This is a genomic window from Streptomyces sp. R302 (genome assembly GCF_012927245.1).
In the GTDB taxonomy this organism is placed as follows: Bacteria; Actinomycetota; Actinomycetes; order Streptomycetales; family Streptomycetaceae; genus Streptomyces.
Genome location: NZ_JABBGE010000001.1, coordinates 800,526 through 819,199, shown reverse-complemented (window position 1 = coordinate 819,199; position 18,674 = coordinate 800,526). Strand labels below are relative to the sequence as shown.

17 protein-coding genes and 1 pseudogene are annotated in these 18,674 nt (G+C 73.3%); 8 read left to right on the top strand and 10 right to left on the bottom strand.

What is annotated here, in order from left to right:
- Positions 1-5: 5 nt before the first annotated feature.
- Together HHL19_RS03815 and HHL19_RS03810 are read right to left on the bottom strand one after the other, a co-directional pair.
- A complete protein-coding gene (locus tag HHL19_RS03815; RefSeq protein WP_169086289.1) occupies positions 6-1,196 on the bottom strand; it encodes a cytochrome P450 in 1,191 nt (396 codons plus the stop codon).
- Positions 1,197-1,246: 50 nt separating this feature from the next.
- The gene (locus HHL19_RS03810; RefSeq protein ID WP_169085454.1) at positions 1,247-2,533 is read right to left on the bottom strand and encodes a cytochrome P450; all 1,287 of its coding nucleotides are present in this window, start codon (positions 2,531-2,533) and stop codon (positions 1,247-1,249) included.
- Between the two features lie 197 nt (positions 2,534-2,730).
- Between HHL19_RS03810 and HHL19_RS03805 the strand changes: the two genes are divergently transcribed.
- Positions 2,731-3,162 (top strand): VOC family protein, encoded by a 432-nt coding sequence (locus HHL19_RS03805; protein WP_169085453.1) that lies wholly within the window; start codon positions 2,731-2,733, stop codon positions 3,160-3,162.
- Positions 3,163-3,174: 12 nt separating this feature from the next.
- On the opposite strand, the gene HHL19_RS03800 is transcribed toward HHL19_RS03805, so the two are convergent.
- Both HHL19_RS03800 and HHL19_RS03795 read right to left on the bottom strand, forming a co-directional pair.
- On the bottom strand, positions 3,175-3,675 hold the full coding sequence (locus HHL19_RS03800) for a GNAT family N-acetyltransferase (RefSeq protein WP_346768244.1): 501 nt from the start codon (positions 3,673-3,675) through the stop codon (positions 3,175-3,177).
- A 61-nt stretch (positions 3,676-3,736) separates the two neighbouring features.
- Complete coding sequence (locus HHL19_RS03795; RefSeq protein WP_030755173.1) at positions 3,737-5,098, bottom strand: glutamine synthetase family protein; 1,362 nt, start codon at positions 5,096-5,098, stop codon at positions 3,737-3,739.
- Positions 5,099-5,301: 203 nt separating this feature from the next.
- Between HHL19_RS03795 and HHL19_RS03790 the strand changes: the two genes are divergently transcribed.
- The 4 genes from HHL19_RS03790 (at position 5,302) to HHL19_RS03775 (ending at position 7,639) form a co-directional block, all read left to right on the top strand.
- On the top strand, positions 5,302-5,715 hold the full coding sequence (locus HHL19_RS03790) for a hypothetical protein (protein WP_169085451.1): 414 nt from the start codon (positions 5,302-5,304) through the stop codon (positions 5,713-5,715).
- A 68-nt stretch (positions 5,716-5,783) separates the two neighbouring features.
- Positions 5,784-6,461 carry a DUF3105 domain-containing protein gene (locus HHL19_RS03785; protein WP_206324497.1) on the top strand — a complete coding sequence of 226 codons (678 nt, stop codon included), beginning with the start codon at positions 5,784-5,786 and terminating at the stop codon, positions 6,459-6,461.
- Positions 6,458-7,093, top strand: a complete 636-nt coding sequence (locus HHL19_RS03780) for a DUF305 domain-containing protein (RefSeq protein WP_169085449.1) — start codon at positions 6,458-6,460, stop codon at positions 7,091-7,093. The genes HHL19_RS03785 and HHL19_RS03780 overlap by 4 nt, the downstream gene beginning before the upstream one ends.
- Positions 7,094-7,219: 126 nt before the next feature.
- A complete protein-coding gene (locus HHL19_RS03775) occupies positions 7,220-7,639 on the top strand; it encodes a CBS domain-containing protein (protein WP_169085448.1) in 420 nt (139 codons plus the stop codon).
- Here HHL19_RS03775 and HHL19_RS03770 read toward each other — a convergent pair.
- Complete coding sequence (locus tag HHL19_RS03770; protein ID WP_169085446.1) at positions 7,624-8,436, bottom strand: alpha/beta fold hydrolase; 813 nt, start codon at positions 8,434-8,436, stop codon at positions 7,624-7,626. The genes HHL19_RS03775 and HHL19_RS03770 overlap by 16 nt on opposite strands.
- Positions 8,433-9,173 carry a DUF998 domain-containing protein gene (locus tag HHL19_RS03765; protein WP_169085444.1) on the bottom strand — a complete coding sequence of 247 codons (741 nt, stop codon included), beginning with the start codon at positions 9,171-9,173 and terminating at the stop codon, positions 8,433-8,435. Before HHL19_RS03765 ends, HHL19_RS03770 begins: the two co-directional genes overlap by 4 nt.
- A gap of 173 nt (positions 9,174-9,346) precedes the next feature.
- On the opposite strand from HHL19_RS03765, the pseudogene HHL19_RS37025 reads away from it, so the two are divergent.
- Both HHL19_RS37025 and HHL19_RS03755 read left to right on the top strand, forming a co-directional pair.
- Positions 9,347-9,693, top strand: a pseudogene (locus HHL19_RS37025) (IS200/IS605 family accessory protein TnpB-related protein); the annotation flags it as partial.
- Positions 9,694-9,877: 184 nt separating this feature from the next.
- Positions 9,878-11,653 carry an NAD+ synthase gene (locus HHL19_RS03755; protein ID WP_169085442.1) on the top strand — a complete coding sequence of 592 codons (1,776 nt, stop codon included), beginning with the start codon at positions 9,878-9,880 and terminating at the stop codon, positions 11,651-11,653.
- Here HHL19_RS03755 and HHL19_RS03750 read toward each other — a convergent pair.
- The 4 genes from HHL19_RS03750 to HHL19_RS03735 all read right to left on the bottom strand — a co-directional run bounded on the left by HHL19_RS03750 (position 11,619) and on the right by HHL19_RS03735 (position 17,531).
- Positions 11,619-12,872 carry an MFS transporter gene (locus HHL19_RS03750; protein WP_169085440.1) on the bottom strand — a complete coding sequence of 418 codons (1,254 nt, stop codon included), beginning with the start codon at positions 12,870-12,872 and terminating at the stop codon, positions 11,619-11,621. The two genes, HHL19_RS03755 and HHL19_RS03750, sit on opposite strands and share 35 nt — an antisense overlap.
- Before the next feature lie 97 nt (positions 12,873-12,969).
- On the bottom strand, positions 12,970-13,998 hold the full coding sequence (locus HHL19_RS03745; RefSeq protein WP_169085438.1) for an endonuclease/exonuclease/phosphatase family protein: 1,029 nt from the start codon (positions 13,996-13,998) through the stop codon (positions 12,970-12,972).
- Between the two features lie 213 nt (positions 13,999-14,211).
- On the bottom strand, positions 14,212-14,895 hold the full coding sequence (locus HHL19_RS37020; protein ID WP_240981438.1) for a TetR/AcrR family transcriptional regulator C-terminal ligand-binding domain-containing protein: 684 nt from the start codon (positions 14,893-14,895) through the stop codon (positions 14,212-14,214).
- 1,028 nt (positions 14,896-15,923) lie between these two features.
- A complete protein-coding gene (locus HHL19_RS03735; protein ID WP_169085434.1) occupies positions 15,924-17,531 on the bottom strand; it encodes an MFS transporter in 1,608 nt (535 codons plus the stop codon).
- A 182-nt stretch (positions 17,532-17,713) separates the two neighbouring features.
- Here HHL19_RS03735 and panB point away from each other — a divergent pair, with 182 nt between their 5' ends.
- Positions 17,714-18,577, top strand: a complete 864-nt coding sequence (gene panB, locus HHL19_RS03730; RefSeq protein ID WP_169085432.1) for a 3-methyl-2-oxobutanoate hydroxymethyltransferase — start codon at positions 17,714-17,716, stop codon at positions 18,575-18,577.
- The last annotated feature ends 97 nt before the right edge of the window (positions 18,578-18,674 follow it).

The following is an 18,674-nucleotide window of genomic DNA, read 5'->3' as shown; positions in this document are numbered from 1 at the left end:
AGGGGTCAGGCGTCGAGGAGGACCGGGAAGGACTCCAGGTCGTTCTGGGTCATCACCGGGAGGTTGCGCAGCTCCTCGTCCGGGACGGCGAGGCGCAGCCGGGGGAAGCGGGCGAAGAGCGCCGGGAGGGCGATGCCCGCCTCGACGCGGGAGAGCGCCGCGCCGGGGCAGATGTGCGGGCCGTGGCCGAAGGTCATGTGGCGGTGGGGGGCCGGGCGGGTGATGTCGAAGGCGTCGGCGTCCGGGCCGTGCTGCTCGGGGTCGCGGCCGATCACCCGGTAGGAGATGACGACGCCCTCGCCCTTGGGGATCACGGCGTCGCCGACCTCGATGTCCTCGGTGGCGAAGCGCATCAGGAGGTGGGTGGTGGGGGTGTCCCAGCGGAGGGTCTCCTCGATGACCGCCTCCCAGGGGACCTCGCCGGCCAGCACCATGCGCAGCTGCTCGGGGTGGGCGAGCAGGGCGCGGACGGCGTTGAGGACGAGGCCGATGGTGGTCTCGTGGCCGGCGGCGACCATCGCCTTGAGGTTGCCGACGACCTCCTCCTCGGTCAGCGGCTCGCCGCCGTCCTCGGCGAGGATGAGCGCCGAGGTCAGGTCGTCGGTGGGCAGGGCGGTCTTGGCGCGGACCAGGTCCGTGTAGAAGACGTCGAGCTCGGCGAGGAGGGCGAGCCGCTCCTCCTGCGGGGTGAGCATCGAGAAGAACTTCTTGTACTGCCGGGTGAGCATGGCGTTCGCCTGGGGGTCGACGCCCATCAGCATGCCGACGACCCGCATGGGCAGCGGCTGCGCGAAGACGGACTTGAGGTCGGCGACGGCGCCGTCCCGGCCGGCCTCCTCCAGGGCGTCGAGGAGTTCGGCGGTGAACTTCTCTATGTCGGGGCGGATCGCCTCCAGGCGGCGCGGGGTCAGCGCCTGGGAGGTCTTGGCGCGCAGCCTGCGGTGCTCCTCGCCGTCGACGGTGAACATGGAGCGGCCGGCGTCGATCATCCCGATGAGCGGCCAGGCGTGCGTGACGGCTCCGCTGGTCCACAGGTCCCAGGCGGCCATGTCCTTCACGAGCCGGGGGTCGACGAGCAGCCGGCGGGCGTCGGCGTGCCGGGTGACGGCCCAGGCGGGCACGCCGAGCAGGTCGATGCGGGCGAGCGGGCCGGCGGCGCGGATCCGGTCGGTCTCGCCGTCGAGGTCCTGGACCATCGGGTCGACGACGACGGGGGCGGCGTCCCGGGCGGCTGCGTGCGGGCAGGTCACGAGAGGTCTCCAGTGGTGGGTACGGGGGTGAACCGGACGGGCAGGGCGGTGGTGCCGCGCAGGAAGGCGGAGGGGCGGCGGACCAGTTCCTCCACGGGGACGGCGAGTTCGAGGTCGGGCAGCCGGTCGAGGAGGACCTCGATGCCGGTCCTGGCGATGATCTCGGCGATCTCCTGGGCGGGGAAGGGGCAGCGGTACTCGCCGTGGCTGAAGGCGAGATGGGCGCCGGCGCCGCCCCGCTCGGAGGGGGCGCCGCCGGGGGCGCCCTGCCGGATCACCGGGTCGGTGTTGGCGGCGCCGAGGCCGAGGAGCAGCATGTCGCCGGCCTTGATCCGCCGGTCGCCGAGGCGGGTGTCGCGGGACGGCCAGCGGCCGGCGAGGATCTGGGTGGGACCCTCCTCCCACAGCACCTCGGTCATGGCGTCGGCGACGCTGCGGCGGCCGCGGGCCATGGAGTCGGCGAACTCGTCCTCGGTGAGCATCAGCCGGACCGAGCTGCCGATCCAGTCGGCGGTGGTGAGGTGCCCTGCGGCGGTGATCGCCATCAGGTCGAGCATGTACTCCTCGTCCGTGAACTCCTCGGAGTGGGCGAGCATCCGGGAGGTCACGTCGTCGCCGGGTTCGGCGCGCTTGGCGGCGACGAGGCGGGCCATGTGCTCGCCGAACCGCCGGTGGGCGCTCTGCGCCTCGGGGCCGCCGTCGGCGAGGTCCTTCAACACCCGGGCGATATCCGCGCCTTCGTCGTCGGGGAAGCCGACGAGCCGGGCGAGGACGAGGACGGGGAGCGGCTCGCAGAAGGCGGCGACGAGGTCGGCGGTGCCGCGGGAGCAGAACGCGTCGACGAGCCGGTCGGCCAGCTGCTCGCAGTGGCCGCGGATCTCGAAGGGGTCGACGGCCTCCAGGGCGGGGACGACCATCCGGACGTGGCGGCGGTGCTCCTCGCCGGCGGTGAAGTAGATGGAGGGGAGGGGCTGTCCGACCATCGGGAGCAGCGGCCAGTCGGCGGGGACGTGCGGCCACTGGTTCCACAGGCCGACGTCCCGGGGGAAGAGTTCGGGGTCGCTGGTGACCTGGTGGACCTCGCGGTAGCCGATGACCAGCCAGGCGGGGAAGCCGCCGGGGAGTTCGACGGGGACGACGGGGCCGTGCTCGCGGCGCATGGTCCGGTAGAGGGCCTGCGGGTCGGTGTGGAACCCGGGCCCGGAGAGCGGGACGGCCCCCGCGGGGCAGCCGGACGGAGGTGCGGCATCGGAAGCGGGCCCGGCGGTGGGGGAGGGCGTCATCTGTCCTGTCTCCTGCGGTGTGCGGCCAACGCGTGGTCACTATAGGGAGGTTGCGTGACGCCGAAGCGGTCGTTCCTGATCTGTCTCATGCTTCGAGCGAAAGGATCAGATCATTCGACCAAGCACAAGGTGATTTTCCGTCATGTTGCCCGCGCGGAAGGCGTGCACGGCGGAGCCGGATGCGGCACGGTGGTCGCATGAACTGGACACTGGAAGTAGTCCCGATCCCCGTCACCGACATGGACCGGGCGAAGGAGTTCTACGCCGACAAGTGCGGCTTCGCCATCGACCTGGACGACGAGGTCGCCCCCGGGATGCGGATCATCCAGGCGACCCCGCCGGGCTCGCGCTGCTCCGTCGCGCTGCTCTCCGGCATGCCGCCGATGCCCGGCACGAAGGAGATGGCCCCGGGCACCCTGCACGGCCTGCAGCTGTGCGTCACCGACATCGAGGCGGCCCGGAAGACGCTCGTCGAGGCGGGCGTCGACGCCTCCCCCGTGATGCACGTCGGGGCGGCGGGCTGGGAGGAGGGCAAGGGCGAGACCTGGAACTCCTTCCTCACCTTCGAGGACCCCGACGGCAACGGCTGGGTGGTCCAGGAGGCCCCGTCGGAACTCGCGGAGCGCTGAGCGGCAGGACTCCTACGCCTCCAGCTCCACGAGGAACCGCACCAGCCCCTCCCCGCCCCCCACGCGCCGCATCCCCACCCGCTCCATCACCCGGTGCGAGGCGACATTGACGGGATCGGCATCGCCCCGCAGCACGGTCGCCCCGGCGGCCCGGGCGATGCCGATCACCGCCGCGAGCGCCTCGGAGGCGTACCCCTTCCCGCGCTCCCCCGGCACGATCCCGTACCCGACGGTCACGCCGCCGTCCGGCCCCGGCGCCCCGTGGAACCCGATCCCCCCGACGACGACCCCGCTCTCCGCGAGCCGAATCTGATACGTACGGAACGCCCCCGGATCCCCCTCCTCGGCGCACCTCCGCAGAAACGCCCCGACCGAGGCGAGGTCCCCCGCCCCCGGATACCCCTCCCCCCACCGGTCCTCCGGCAGGGGCTCACGGGCAGCGATCCGCTCGCCCTCGACGACGGTCAGGGGATGCAGGAGGAGCCGCCCGGTGGCGACGGATTCGATCTTCACACCGGGCAGTCTGAACACCCCACCCGCCAGGGGCAACACGTTTCCCCTGGCCGCCGGGGGGCTACAGCACCGGCAGGTTCTTCCGCAGCTCGAAGGCGGTGACCTCGGAGCGGTACTCCTCCCACTCCTGCTTCTTGTTGCGGAGGAAGAAGTCGAAGACGTGCTCGCCGAGGGTCTCGGCGACCAGTTCGGACTTCTCCATGAGGGCGATGGCCTCGCCGAGGTTCTGCGGGAGGGGCTCGATGCCCATGGCGCGGCGCTCGGAGTCGGAGAGGGCCCAGACGTCGTCGTCGGCGCCGGCGGGGAGTTCGTAGCCCTCCTCGATGCCCTTGAGGCCGGCGGCGAGGAGGACCGCGTAGGTCAGGTAGGGGTTGGCGCCGGAGTCGATGGAGCGGACCTCGACGCGGGAGGAGCCGGTCTTGCCGGGCTTGTACATGGGGACGCGGATGAGGGCGGAGCGGTTGTTGTGGCCCCAGCAGATGTACGAGGGGGCCTCGCCGCCCGAGCCGGCGGTGCGGGAGGAGCCGCCCCAGATGCGCTTGTACGAGTTGACCCACTGGTTCGTGACGGCGGAGATCTCGCCCGCGTGCTTGAGGAGGCCCGCGATGAAGGAGCGGCCCACCTTGGAGAGCTGGTACTCGGCACCCGACTCGTAGAAGGCGTTCCGGTCGCCCTCGAAGAGGGAGAGGTGGGTGTGCATGCCCGAGCCCGGGTAGTCCGAGAACGGCTTCGGCATGAAGGTGGCCTGCACGCCCTGCTCCAGCGCCACCTGCTTCATGACCAGGCGGAAGGTCATGATGTTGTCGGCGGTGGAGAGCGCGTCGGCGTACCGGAGGTCGATCTCCTGCTGGCCGGGGGCGCCCTCGTGGTGGGAGAACTCGACCGAGATGCCCATCGATTCGAGCATGGTGATGGCCTGGCGGCGGAAGTCCATGCCGACGTTCTGCGGGGTGTGGTCGAAGTAGCCGGAGTTGTCGGCGGGGGTGGGGCGCGAGCCGTCGAGCGGCTTGTCCTTCAGGAGGAAGAACTCGATCTCGGGGTGGGTGTAGAAGGTGAAACCGAGGTCGGACGCCTTGGCGAGGGCCCGCTTGAGGACGAAGCGCGGGTCGGCGAAGGACGGGGAGCCGTCCGGCATGAGGATGTCGCAGAACATCCGCGCGGTACCGGGGGCCTCGGCCCGCCAGGGCAGGATCTGGAAGGTGCCCGGGTCCGGCTTGGCGATCATGTCGGACTCGTAGACGCGGGCGAAGCCCTCGATCGCGGAGCCGTCGAAGCCGATGCCCTCGTCGAAGGCCTGCTCCAGCTCGGCGGGGGCGACGGCGACCGACTTGAGGAAGCCGAGCACATCGGTGAACCACAGGCGCACGAAGCGGATGTCGCGCTCTTCGAGCGTACGGAGCACAAATTCCTGCTGCTTGTCCATTTCCACACCCATCCTCGCTGGTCAGGCCGCCTGCTCCCACCGCCTCGGGCATATCGGGGGGCACCTGAGCATCCCACCACATGGTTTCGCGCACGTTGCACACCCATACTGCCTGTTCGGGTGTGACACAGGTAACCGAGGACCTGGGGAAGTCCTACCCCGTTCGGCCCACGGCGGTCCCTCTCCCACTACGATCTGCGCCCATGGGAGCCCTACGGCTCGAACGCCCGTACCGGCACGCGCGTCCCATGGCACTGGCGAGTGCCGTGGCGACGCTCCTCGCCGCGCTCTTCGTCTGTCTGGGGAGCGGTCCGTCGGGGCCGGGCGGCCATCCGGGGCATGAGCGGGCCGCGGCCCCGGCCGCTGCCGGGCCCTCCGCCACCCCCGTCACCGATACCGGGCGGGCCGCGTACGTCTGCCCGTACGACCGGGGCGACTGCTCCCTCTTCCCGGCCCTCTCCCCCGCGGTGCTCAGCGCCCCGCCCCTCGATCCGCCGCTGCACACCGAGGACCGGCTGCCGCGCGTCGACGCGCTCGCCGGCGAGGGCGCGGGGCGGAATCCGGGGGCCCGGCCGCGCGCCCCGGACCTGCACGTCCTTCAGGTTCTCCGGACCTAGGCCAGCCCGCGCCTTTCCCCGAACGACGACTTCCCGTTTTTCATCTTTCCCAGAAGGACGACATCACCATGGCCGCCAACCGCTCCACCACCGCCGACCGCCGCGCCCGAATAGAGGAGATGCGCCGCGCCGAGCAGGCCCGGGAGCGCCGCAACCGCTTCCTCACCCTCGGCGTCTCCGCCGTCGTCGTGCTGAGCCTCGTCGGCTTCGGCACCTTCGTGCTGATGAAGAAGGCCGACGAGGAGGACGCCAAGGAGGCCGCCGCCAAGGCCCCCATCGCCGGCGAGAAGTCCTGGGACGCGGCGAAGCTGGGCCGCAACCACGTCGAGACGGCCGTGAAGTACGAGATGAAGCCCCCGGTCGGCGGCGACCACCACCCGGTGTGGCTGAACTGCAACGGCGACGTCTACGACAAGGCCGTCCCCGAGGTGAACGCCGTGCACTCCCTGGAGCACGGCGCCGTGTGGGTGACGTACACCAAGAAGGCCGCCGAGGCCGATGTGAAGGCCCTGAAGGAGAAGGTCTCCGACACCCCGTACACGCTGATGAGCCCGGTCGAGGACCAGAGCGGGGCGATCATGCTCTCCGCCTGGGGCAAGCAGGTCACCGTGGACAGCGCGAGCGACCCGCGCGTCGACGCCTTCTTCACCAAGTACGTGCAGGGCAAGCAGACGCCCGAGCCCGGTGCCGCCTGCACCGGCGGCGTCGGCGCCGACGGCATGGGCGGCACCGGGATGGGCCAGTGACCCCCCGCCGCACGCGGTACGCGGCGGTCACCGCGGTCGCCCTGTCGGTGCTGTTCGCCGCGGGTGCCGTCACGGTCGCCTCGGCCGAGCGCGAGGAGGCGCCGCGGACCCCGGACACCGCCTCGGCGGACGCCGGTTTCGCCCGGGACATGTCGGTCCATCACCAGCAGGCCGTCGAGATGTCCTTCATCGTCCGGGACCGGACGACCGACGCGTCGGTGCGCCGGCTCGCGTACGACATCGCCAACACCCAGGCCAACCAGCGCGGCATGATGCTCGGCTGGCTCGACGTGTGGGGCCTGCCGAAGGTCGAGTCGGGCACCGCGCCGATGAGCTGGATGGGCATGCCCGTCACCGGCGACGCCGCCTCGAAGGACGGCGCGCTGATGCCCGGCATGGCGACGGACACGCAGCTCGACGCGTTGCGGAAGGCGTCCGGCAAGGACGCCGAGATCCTGTACCTGCGGCTGATGACCACCCACCACAAGGGCGGGGTGCACATGGCCCAGGGCTGTGTGCAGAAGTGCTCGGTGGACATCCAGCGGGACCTCGCCCAGGGCATGGTCGACGCCCAGGAGTCGGAGATCGCGCTGATGGCGGACATGCTCCGCAAGCGCGGGGCCACCGCCTGACCTGCGCCCGCGAGACCCCGGCCCCCGTGACCCGCTGCGGTCGCGGGGGCCGACGCGTGCCGGGAGAATGAGAGGCGCTCGGGGACGACGTACGTACAACGACGTTCGACGAAAGGTACGCACCCCATGACCACGGCGAAGGACATCATGCACCCGGGAGCCGAGTGGATCCCGGAACACGAGACGCTCGACCGCGCGGCGCAGCGGATGCGCGACCTGAACGTGGGGGCGCTTCCCGTCGCCGACGAGAACGAGCGGCTGTGCGGCATCGTCACCGACCGCGACATCGTGGTCCGCTGTGTGGCCATGGGCCACGACCCGGCGAAGGTGACCTGCGGCGCGATCGTGCAGGGCACGCCGCGCTGGATCGACGCGGGCGCCGACGTGGGCGCGGTCCTGGAGGAGATGCAGAGCCACCAGATCCGGCGGCTCCCGGTGATCGAGAACAAGCGGCTCGTCGGCATGATCAGTGAGGCCGACCTGGCGCAGCAGCTGTCGGACGAGCAGCTGAAGGCCTTCTGCGCGAGCGTCTACGCCGCTTCCTGAAGCGCCTGGAGGACGACCCGGGCGAGCGTGCCGGGGGCGTCCCGCATGACCAGATGGCCCGAGGGTTCGGCCGCCTCGTAGCGGGCGCCGAGCCGTCGGGCCAGCGTGCGCTGGCGGTGTTCCCAGCGGGCGGAGCCGTCGGGGGCGGCGAGGACGGTGACGGGGGCGCCGGGCGGCAGGGGGCGTACGCGGCGCAGGGCGAGGAGTTCGGCGGCGACGGAGCCGTAGGAGGCGTTCTCGCGCAGGGCGCCGCGCCAGACGCGTGAGGCGCGGTAGACGCGGCGGACCTCGGCGGGCGGTGCGGGGTCGGGGCGGACGGCGAGGCGGCGCAGCGCGGGACCGAGGGCGGCGGGCAGGCCGAGGGCGGTGAGCGCGGTCCCGGCGGCTTCCGTGGCGGCGGCGAGGACCGGGCCGCCGGGGCGGGGGTCGTCCTCGACGGAGGAGTCGACGAGCACGAGGGCGGCGGTGCGCCCGGGGTGGAGGCGGGCGAAGCCCTCGGCGTGGAGTCCGGCGATGGAGTGGCCGACGACGGTGGCGCGCCCGGGCAGGGCGAGGGCGTCGAGGAGGGCGGCGATCCGGTCGGCCTCGCCGGCGAGGGTAGGGGGTGCGGTGCCCTCCTGGGTGAGGCCGTGTCCGGGGCGGTCGAAGCGGACGACGGTGCGGTGCGGGGCGAGCAGGGGGACGACCGGGTCCCAGTCGAACCAGCCGAGGCCGAGCCCGGCGGAGAGCACGCAGACGGGTCCTTCGCCGTCGACGGCGACGTGGTGGGCGAGGCCACCGAGGCGTACGAAGCTCATCCGCGCTCCCGGGCGACCGAGACGGCGAGGAGCGTGATCCATCCGGCGACGAGGAGGACCTGGAGGCGCTGGGCGGCGCCGAGGGCGCCGTGGCCGCCGCCGGACTCGAAGGAGGCGACGGCGGCGAGGGTCCAGGCGGTGGCGGCGAGGGCGAGGCCGACGAGGACCGGTCCGGTGCGGGCCAGGAGGGGCCGGTGGCCGTACCGGCGGGCGGCGAGGGTGAGGGCGACCATGGCGGCGAGGGCGGCGGTCATGGCGAGTCCGGAGCTGACGGCGTGGGCCGTATGGGTGGCGGGGACGAGTCCGGCGGCCTCGCGGGCGGCGCACGCGGGGTCGGCGGTGGCGGCGCAGCTGAGCGGGAGGCGGGAGTCGACGGCGGTGGCGGCGCCGAAGAGGGCCAGGGCGGCCCAGCCGGCCGGGAGCCAGGGGCGGCGGGCGGCGGGCCCGGGGGCGGTGCGGGCCCAGCGGGGGACCCCGGGCGCGGGGTCCTCGGGGGCGCGGGCGGCGCGGGCGGCGCGGAGGCCGAGGACGGCGCCGGCGAGGACGAGGAGGCCGGCGGCGAGGTCGGTGGCGCGGAAGAGGCCGCCGAGCGGCTGGTCGGCGGCGGCGAGCTCGGAGACGTACGTACGGACCGGGTCGAGGCCGGTCCGTACGAAGGCTTCGAGGACCCAGGCGGTGTACGCGAGCGCCCCCAGGAACAGCAGGGCGGCGGACGCGCGCGTGACCTTTCCGGGCATACGGGGTCAGACGTCAGGGAGTGCCGGAAGGTTCCCGGTGTTCGGGGTGGACCCCTTCGGGTTTGCGGAACTTGAGGAGGGCGGCGGGGATGAGGATCAGCAGGTGGCGCCAGAGGGGTGGTGAGCGGCCGGCGAGTGGGCGTGCCTGTGTGCGTTCTGGGGGGGGTGTCTCGGTGGGTGCGTTGCGGGAGGCGGCGGCTTCGTTCGTCGCGCCGGGCCTTCGGGGGGCGCGGCTGGTGGGTGAGCATCTCGGTTCGCTCGCCTCCCGTGACCTCAAGGCCCGTTGCGCGGATGGCATGGGTGGGCCGGGTCGTCGACGAAGGCCACGCACGGTCAGTGGGCGCCGGCCCGTCGCGGTCAGGCCGCCCACGTTCAGGGCCCGCGGGCCGGTATCCGCACGATCGCGCGCCGCCTGGCACTGCCTTTCGGCGCGCAGGGCACCGGGCGGGCGCCCGGCGGCTACCGCTCGAAGCACGAGTGGTTCCACGAGACCCGCCGCCTGCACATCCTTGAAGTCCGTGCCGCTCAGGGCAGTCCGGGGCGCCCCCGCGGCCCCGCCGCTCGGTGCCGTCGTGGAGGACCGCCGGGTCCTCCACGACGACGGGGCGGATCTTCTTCGCATGTCGGGGTGAAACGGTTCCTCGGGGCACGGTGGGGCGCGGTTCCCAGGACATAGCGTCGGTTTGACGATTACACTGGGGGGCGTGCATCGACTACGCCTCGCGCTGAATCAGATCGACTCCACCGTCGGGGACATCGCCGGGAACTCCGAGGCGATCGTCCACTGGACCCGGCACGCCGTCGGGCAGGGCGCGCATCTCGTCGCGTTCCCCGAGATGGCGCTGACCGGCTACCCCGTCGAGGACCTGGCCCTGCGGCCGTCCTTCGTCGAGGCCTCCCGCGCGGCGCTCGACGCGCTCGCGGAGCGGCTCGCCGACGAGGGCTTCGGCGAGGTGCCGGTGGTCGTCGGCTACCTGGACCGCACCGAGCGGGCGGTGCCCCGGCTCGGCCGCCCGGCCGGCTCGCCGGAGAACGCGGCCGCGGTGCTGCACCGCGGCCGGGCCGTGCTCCGCCTCGCCAAGCACCACCTGCCGAACTACGGCGTCTTCGACGAGTTCCGCTACTTCGTGCAGGGCGACACCCTGCCGGTGCTGCGCGTGCGCGGGGTCGACGTGGCGCTCGCGATCTGCGAGGACCTGTGGCAGGAGGGCGGCCGGGTGCCGGGTGCGCGCAGCGCCCGCGCCGGGCTGCTGCTCTCGGTGAACGCCTCGCCGTACGAGCGGAACAAGGACGACACCCGGCTCGAACTGGTCCGCAAGCGGGCCCAGGAGGCCGGCTGCACCACCGCCTACCTGGCCTCGACCGGCGGGCAGGACGAGCTCGTCTTCGACGGGGACTCGATCGTGGTGGACGCGGCGGGCGAGGTCATCGCGCGGGCCCCGCAGTTCACCGAGGGCAGCGTGATCCTCGACCTGGACCTGCCGGCCGCCGACCCGGACGCCCCGGTGCCGGGGACGGTGGTGGACGACGGGCTGCGGATCGACCGGGCGGTCCTGGAGGGCCCGGCCGGCGAGCCGCTCCCGCTGACCGGGGCGGAGCTGACGGGCGGTTACGCGCAGCGGCTCGACGACGACGAGGAGGTCTACTCGGCGCTCGTCATCGGACTGCGCGCGTACGTCGCGAAGAACGGTTTCGGCTCGGTGGTGATCGGCCTGTCCGGCGGCATCGACTCGGCCCTGGTCGCCGCGATCGCCTGCGACGCGCTCGGCGCCGACCGGGTGCACGGGGTGTCGATGCCGTCGAAGTACTCCTCCGAGCACTCCAAGGGCGACGCGGCCGAACTCGCCCGCCGCACCGGGCTGCACTTCCGCACGGTGCCGATCGGGCCGATGTTCGACGCGTACATGGCCGCGCTCGAACTCACCGGGCTCGCGGAGGAGAACCTCCAGTCCCGGCTGCGCGGCACGACCCTGATGGCGATCTCCAACCAGGAGGGCCACCTCGTCCTCGCCCCGGGCAACAAGTCCGAGCTGGCGGTGGGCTACTCGACCCTCTACGGCGACTCCGTCGGCGCCTACGGGCCCATCAAGGACGTCTACAAGTCGGACGTCTTCCGGCTGGCCCGCTGGCGCAACCGCGCCGCCGAGGAGCGCGGCCAGACCCCGCCGATCCCGGAGAACTCCATCGTGAAGCCGCCCAGCGCCGAACTGCGCCCGGGCCAGGTGGACACCGACTCGCTGCCGGACTACGAGGTGCTCGACCGGATCCTCGCCCTGTACGTGGACGGGGACGAGGGCAGGGAGGCGATCGTGGCGGCCGGCTTCGACGCGGAGCTGGTGGCGAGGACGCTGCGGATGGTGGACGCGGCGGAGTACAAGCGGCGCCAGTACCCGCCGGGCACCAAGATCTCGGCGAAGGGCTTCGGCAAGGACCGGCGGCTGCCGATCACGAACCGCTGGCGGGAGACACCGGCGTCCTGACCGGTCCTCGGGCGGTCGGCTCTCCGGCGGCGAGGGGGCTTCGCGCGACGACGTGCGAGGCCCCCTCCGCCGTCCTCCCCGTACGGTCGAGGAGGCCGGCGAGCACGGCGACGGCGAGGCCGACGGCGGCGAGGGCCGCGCCGACCAGGGCCGGGGAGGTCCAGCCCCAGCCCGCGGCGACGGCGGCGCCGCCCGCCCAGGCGCCGCCCGCGTTGGCGAGGTTGAAGGCGGAGTGGTTGGAGGCGGAGGCCAGGGTCGGGGCGTCCTTCGCCTTCTCCATGACCAGCATCTGGAGCGGGGTGGTGGTCATGAAGCCGACGGCGCCGAGCACCACCACGGTGACCAGGGCGAGCCAGGGCACGTGGACGGTGAAGCGGAAGGCGACCAGGGTCACGGCGAGGGCGGCCAGGGAACCGTACAGAGTGGGGCGCGGGGCGCGGTCGGTGAGCGGTCCGGCGGCGAGCGCGCCGGCCGTCATGCCGATCCCGAAGAGGGCGAGGACGATCGTGACGGTGGACTCGCCGAAGCCCATCACCTCCGTGGTCATGGAGGCCAGGTAGGAGTAGACGGCGAAGACGCCGGCGAAGCCGAGGACGGCGGTCAGCAGGCCGAGCAGCACCTGCGGGCGGCCGAGGGCGCGCAGCTCGCGGCCGAGGCCCTGGCGGTCGTCGACGGGGAGGTCGGGAACCAGCCGGGCGAGGGCGGCGAGCGCGGCCAGGCCGATGGCGGTGACGACGACGAAGGTGGCGCGCCAGCCGAGGTGCTGGCCGAGCAGGGTGGCGGCGGGGACGCCGAGGATGTTGGCGACGGTGAGGCCGAGGAACATGGTGGCGACCGCGCGGGCCTGCCGGTCGGGGCGGACGAGCCGGGCGGCGACGACGGCGCCGACGCCGAAGAAGGCGCCGTGCGGGAGGCCGGCGAGGACCCGGCCCGCGAGCAGCCAGCCGTAGCCGGGGGCGAGGGCGGAGGCGAGGTTGCCGACGGTGAAGAGGGCCATCAGCAGGAGCAGCATCCGCTTGCGCGGGAGGCGGGAGCCGAGGGCGGTGAGCAGCGGGGCGCCGACGACGACGCCGAGGGCGTAGGCGGAGACGAGGTGGCCCGCGGTGGGGACGGTGGTGCCGAGGTCGCCGGCGACGTTGGGCAGCAGGCCCATCATCACGAACTCGGTGGTGCCGATGCCGAAAGCGGAGATGGCCAGGGCTATCAGGGCCACGGGCATGGGTGGGAGACCCTTTCCGGATCCAGGGGTTTGTTTTCTAACGAAACAAATTGTCGCAGATCCCGGAGGGGTCCCCGTACACCCGGATTCCGGCGGCTCAGAACGCGATGCGGGCCGCGAGGGGGAGGTGGTCGCTGTCGGTCTGCGGCAGGGCCCAGGAGGAGACCGGCTCGACGCCCCGGACCAGGATCTGGTCGATGCGGGCCATCGGGAAGGAGGCCGGCCAGGAGAAGCCGAAGCCGTCGCCGGCCGCGCCCTGGGTGGAGCGCAGCTGGGAGGTGACGGCGTTGAGGGCGCGGTCGTTCATGGTGCCGTTGAGGTCGCCGAGGAGGACGATGCGCTGGGCGCGGTCGTTGGCGATGGCCTCGCCGAGGGCGTTGGCGCTGGAGTCGCGCTGGTTGGCGGTGAAGCCGGCGTTCAGCTTGACCCGCACGGACGGCAGGTGGGCGACGTACACCCGCAGCTCGCCCTGGGGGGCGACGACGGTGGCCTGCATGGCGCGGGTCCAGCCCATGTGGATGTCGACCGGGCGGGGGTCGCGCAGCGGCAGCCGGCTCCACAGACCGACGGTGCCCTGGACGGAGTGGTACGGGTACTTCTCCGCCAACTCCCGCTCGTAGACCGGCACCGCGTCGGCCTTCAGCTCCTCCAGGGCCAGCACGTCGGCGTCGGAGCCGGCGAGCAGGCGGGCGGTGCCGGCGGGGTCGGGGTTGTCGGCGTTGACGTTGTGGGTGGCGACGGTGAGGTCGCCGCCGGAGGTCGACTTGTCGGCGACGAGGCCGCCGAAGAGGTTGAGCCAGACGACCGCGGGGAGCAGCAGCGCGAGGAGCGCGGTGGCGGAGCGGCGGAGCAGGGCGAGGAGGAGCAGGACCGGCACGAAGAGGCCGAGCCAGGGCAGGAAGGTCTCGGTGAGGCTGCCGAGGTTGCCGACGCGGTTGGGGATCTGGGCGTGGAAGGCCATCAGGAGCGTGAGGACGAGGGCGCAGAGCGCCAGCACGATGCCTCGGCGCCAGATGCCCGGGTCGCGGCGGAGACGGCCGAGGGCGGAGCGGAACCGGTCGCGGGACCCGGAAGGGGTACCTCCCGTTCCGCCGTGCTCCGTCCCCGTCGTGTCCACCCGCGCCATCGCTGCCCTCGCTCGTCTTGCCGTGCCGTGCCGTGTCGTACCGTCGTGCGTCGTGCCGTCCGTGCTGCGGGACCCGGGCTCGACCCTAGGCGATACGGGGTCCCGCGCACTCCCCCAAGGACGGCCGCGGCGCGTACCGGGGTTCCGGCCGGAGGCCGGTTCGGGCGGGCTGTGACAGAACGCGCACATTCGTACGAGTCGGAGTGGTGGTGCCTACTCCTTCGGCCGGACCCCGTCGAGGATGGCGTCCGCGACGCGCGCGGGGAAGTCGGGCGAGAGGTCGGCGTCCGGCTGGAGGACGGTACGGAGCAGGAGCGGCCCGATGAACAGGTCGTTGACCAGGTCCAGGTCGAGGTCGGCCCGCACCTCGCCGGTGGCGACGCCGCGTTCGAGCACCTCGATGCCGCGGCGGCGGCGAGGCTCGATCGCGGTGCGGTGGTACTGGTCCCAGAGCCGCGGATACGCCTGCATCTGCGTGAACATGTTCCGCAGCAGCGCGGAGCTCCGCTTGGCGAGCCCGCGCCGCCGCATGAACTCCAGCATCATCACGAGGTCGTCCCGCACCGAGACGCCCGGGAGCTCGGGGTCGGGCGGCTCGACGGACCGGATCAGCTCGACCAGCAGGTCCTCCTTGCCGGCCCAGCGGCGGTAGATCGTCGCCTTCCCGACCCCCGCGGTCCGCGCGATCCGCTCGATGGAGATGTCCCCCAGCGGCACCCCGCCCTCCAGCAGAGCGATGACCGCATCGAAGATCGCCCGCTCCGCCGCCTCACTACGGGGCCGCCCCCGCCTGGGGCCACCCTCGACGCACGGCTCGGGGTCCGGGTCAGGATGCGGGGCTGGGGCTGGGTGCGGGTGCGGGTCCGGGCGCGGGTCCGGGTGCGGGTGCGGGTCCAGGGCCGGGCCCGGGTGCGGGGCCGGGAGCGGGTCCGGGCGCGGGTCCAGGGCCGGGCCCGGGGCCTCACCCGAGTCCGGGGCCTCACCCGAGTCCGGGGCCTCACCCGAGTCCGGGCCCTCACCCGAGTCCGGGCCCTCACCTGAGTCCGGGGCCTCACCCAGGTCCAGGGCCTCACCCGGGTCCGGGGCCTCACCCGGGTCCAGGGCCGCACCCGGGTCCGGGGCCTCGCTCAAGCGCGGCTCGCGCTCCGGCGCGTCGGCGTCCGCGCGGGGCTCGGACGCCGGGGCGCCGTACGGCCCGGGGGCGCCGGTCCCGTCCGCCGCCGGGCGCCGCCGCCCGGGGGCCGGGCCGGGCTCGCGGCCCGGAGCTCCGGGGTTCTCGCCGTCCGCCAGGGACACGCGCACCGCCTCTCGTCGTCGTGGGCAACCTGCCACCCCCATTCTCGCCCGGCAGGACGAGGGCCCCGCCCCGAGGAGCGACCCCGGCGCCCCGGCGGGGTGGAGGCCGGCCAGAACCGGAACCCGGAACCGAAGGCCCGGACAGGCCGGGACCGGAGGGCCCGGGTCGGTGGAGGGCGCTCTCGCCCAGCAGGGCGAGGGACCCGCCCCGATGGGCCGCCGCCGCAGCGGCCCGACCGGGCGAAGGCCGGGCCGGAGGCCCGAACCCCGACGCGGCGGCCCGACCGGGCGGAAGCCGGGCCAGGGCCCGAACCGGGGCCGAAGACCCGGCCCGGGCGAGGCCGGAGCACCCGCATGAGGAGTGGGCGTCCTCGCCCGACAGGGCGAGGGAGCCACCCCGAGGGGCCGCCACAAAAGCCGGGGGCCGGGGCCCGAACCGGAACCGAAGGCCCAACCCAGGCCGGACCGGAGCACCCGCATGAGGAGTGGGCGCTCTCGCCCGACAGGGCGAGGGACCCACCCCGAGGGGCCGCCGCAGCAGCCCGACCGGGCGAAAGCCGGGGCCGGAGGCTCGGGTCGGGTCGGGGCCCGGAGCCGGAGGTTCGGGGTCGGGTGCCCGGGGGGGCGGGTCAGTGGTGGGCCGGTGCTGCGGGTTCCGGGGGCGAGGGGGTGGGGGTGGGTGGGGGCGGGGTGCGGCCCGGGAGGAAGGCGGCCACTACCAGCGTGCCGATCACGGCTATCGCCGCCGAGGCGAAAGCGGTGACGTGCATCGCGTCGAGGAAGGCCTGGTGGGCGGGGGCCGTCAGGGCGTCGGTGTGGAGTCTGTCCGCGACGGCGAGGGTGGCTTCCAGGGACTCGCCGGCCGTGGTGCGGAGCGAAGGCGGCAGCCCGTCGAGGTGGGGTTCGATCTCGCTCCGGTAGACCGCGGAGAGGACCGAGCCCAGGACCGCGACGCCGAGCGCGCCGCCGACCTGGCGGAAGGTGTTGTTGATCGCGGAGCCCGAGCCCGCCTTCTCGCGCGGCAGCGACTGCATGATCGCGACGGTGACGGGCGGCATGATGTGCGCCATGCCCGCGCCCTGCACCAGGAAGACCAGGGCCATCACCCACACCGGGGTGTCCGCGTCGAAGAAGGCGAAGGCGCCGAGGCCGAGGGCGACGGCGGCCATGCCGGCGGCGCAGACCGTCCGCGCGCCGAAACGCGCGACGGCGAGCCGGGCGCGGGGCGCGAAGACCATCTGGGCGAGGGCGAGCGGCAGCAGCAGGAGGCCGGAGTCGAGCGCGCTGTAGCCGCGGACGCTCTGGAGGTAGAAGGCGGAGAAGAAGGTCACGCCCATGAGGGCGAAGAAGACCAGGGCGATCGCGGCGACGGCGGCCGAGAAGACCGGCTTGCGGAAGGAGGAGACGTCGAGCGCCGGGTGGTCGCTGCGCTTCTCGTACAGGACGAAGGCGGTGAGGACAGCCAGGCCCGCGAGGACCGGGGCGAGGACCCCCGGCTCGGTGAACGACGCCCGCTCGCCGCCGCGGATGATCCCGTACACGAGGAGGACGAGGCCGAGGACGGAGAGGAGGACGCCGACGAGGTCGATCCGGCCGGGTGCCGGGTCCCTGGACTCGGGGACCAGCCAGGCCATGAGGGCCAGGGCCACGAGCACCACCGGCACGTTGACGAGGAAGATCGAGCCCCACCAGAAGTGCTCCAGGAGGACGCCGCCGGTGATCGGGCCGATCGCGATGGCGAGGCCGACGCCGCCGGCCCAGATGCCGATGGCCTTGGGCTGCTCGTCGCGCTCGAAGACGTTCATGAGGACGGCGAGGGTGGCCGGCATGACGAAGGCCGCGCCGAGGCCCATCACGGCCCGGTGGGCGATCAGCTCGCCCGGCGAGCCGGAGAAGGCGGCGAGGGCGGAGCCGAGGCCGAAGACGGCGAGGCCGAAGAGGAGGGACTTCTTGCGGCCGAGCCGGTCGCCGAGGAGTCCGGAGGCGAAGAGGAGGCCGGCGAAGACGAGCGTGTAGGAGTTGATCGCCCACTCCAGCTCGCTCTGGGTGGCGCCGAGTCCGACCGGGTCGGGGGAGGCGATCGTCTTGACCGCCACGTTCAGGATCGAGTTGTCGAGGACGACAATCAGCAGGCTGAGCATCAGCACGCCGAGGACGGCCCAGCGGCGGCGGTGCACGGCCTCGGGCACGGAGGCGGGGGACGGGGCGGGGGGCGGGGAGAGGGACGGCTCTGGCATGGCACCACTTTAGGGCTATTTCGATACGGGACCGTCTCGTATCGGAAAGTTTCCGGGGAAGCCGTCGAGTGTGAACAGCGCCACTTCGGCCCACTTCCCCGCCCACCCGGCGAAGTGCCACCATGGATGTGGTCCGGGGACGCCGTCAGGGCGCCTCGAGATGACACAAGGAGCCGTTCACCATGACGCTTCAGGCTGCCCAGAAACCGCCCGCCGACAGCACGAAGACGCTGTACGGAGGCAAGGGCTCGCGCCGTCTCACCGTCCACGACATCGCCGCCGCCAAGACCCGCGGCGAGAAGTGGCCCATGCTCACCGCCTACGACGCCATGACCGCCTCCGTCTTCGACGAGGCCGGGATCCCGGTGATCCTCGTCGGCGACTCCATGGGCAACTGCCACCTCGGCTACGACACCACCGTGCCCGTCACGATGGACGAGATGACCCTCCTCTCCGCCGCCGTCGTCCGGGGCACCAAGCGCGCCCTCGTCGTCGGCGACCTGCCCTTCGGCTCGTACCAGGAAGGGCCCGTCCAGGCCCTGCGCAGCGCCACCCGGCTGATCAAGGACGCGGGCGTCCAGGCCGTGAAGCTGGAGGGCGGCGAGCGCTCGCTGCCGCAGACCGAGCTGCTGGTCCAGGCCGGCATCCCCGTCATGTCGCACCTGGGCCTCACCCCGCAGTCCGTGAACACCATGGGCTACCGGGTGCAGGGCCGGTCCGACGAGGCCGCGCACCGGCTGCTGCGCGACGCCAAGGCCGCCCAGGACGCGGGCGCCTTCGCGCTCGTCCTGGAGCTGGTCCCGGCCGAGCTGGCCGCCGAGATCACCCGCTCGCTCGACATCACGGTCATCGGCATCGGCGCGGGCCCCGACACCGACGCCCAGGTCCTCGTCTGGACCGACATGGCCGGGCTCACCGGCGGCAAGGTGCCCCGCTTCAGCAAGCAGTACGCCAACCTCCGCGAGACGCTCGGCGACGCCGCCCGCGCCTTCGCCGAGGACGTGGCCGGCGGGGCCTTCCCCGCCGAGGAGCACACCTTCCACTAGGCCACCTCCGGCACCACCGACAGCCCGCCGACTTCCCCCATCGGCGGGCTGTCGCCCGTCCGCAGACCGCCTGTAGCCCACCTGCAGGCCGCCTGTA

Coding starts and splice junctions, on each gene's coding strand:
- HHL19_RS03815 (WP_169086289.1), bottom strand. CDS start 1,196: ATGGTCCAGGACCTCGACGGCGAGACCGACCGGATCCGCGCCGCCGGC.
- HHL19_RS03810 (WP_169085454.1), bottom strand. CDS start 2,533: ATGACGCCCTCCCCCACCGCCGGGCCCGCTTCCGATGCCGCACCTCCG.
- HHL19_RS03805 (WP_169085453.1), top strand. CDS start 2,731: ATGAACTGGACACTGGAAGTAGTCCCGATCCCCGTCACCGACATGGAC.
- HHL19_RS03795 (WP_030755173.1), bottom strand. CDS start 5,098: ATGGACAAGCAGCAGGAATTTGTGCTCCGTACGCTCGAAGAGCGCGAC.
- HHL19_RS03790 (WP_169085451.1), top strand. CDS start 5,302: ATGGGAGCCCTACGGCTCGAACGCCCGTACCGGCACGCGCGTCCCATG.
- HHL19_RS03785 (WP_206324497.1), top strand. CDS start 5,784: ATGGCCGCCAACCGCTCCACCACCGCCGACCGCCGCGCCCGAATAGAG.
- HHL19_RS03775 (WP_169085448.1), top strand. CDS start 7,220: ATGACCACGGCGAAGGACATCATGCACCCGGGAGCCGAGTGGATCCCG.
- HHL19_RS03770 (WP_169085446.1), bottom strand. CDS start 8,436: ATGAGCTTCGTACGCCTCGGTGGCCTCGCCCACCACGTCGCCGTCGAC.
- HHL19_RS03765 (WP_169085444.1), bottom strand. CDS start 9,173: ATGCCCGGAAAGGTCACGCGCGCGTCCGCCGCCCTGCTGTTCCTGGGG.
- HHL19_RS03750 (WP_169085440.1), bottom strand. CDS start 12,872: ATGCCCGTGGCCCTGATAGCCCTGGCCATCTCCGCTTTCGGCATCGGC.
- HHL19_RS03745 (WP_169085438.1), bottom strand. CDS start 13,998: ATGGCGCGGGTGGACACGACGGGGACGGAGCACGGCGGAACGGGAGGT.
- HHL19_RS03735 (WP_169085434.1), bottom strand. CDS start 17,531: ATGCCAGAGCCGTCCCTCTCCCCGCCCCCCGCCCCGTCCCCCGCCTCC.
- panB (WP_169085432.1), top strand. CDS start 17,714: ATGACGCTTCAGGCTGCCCAGAAACCGCCCGCCGACAGCACGAAGACG.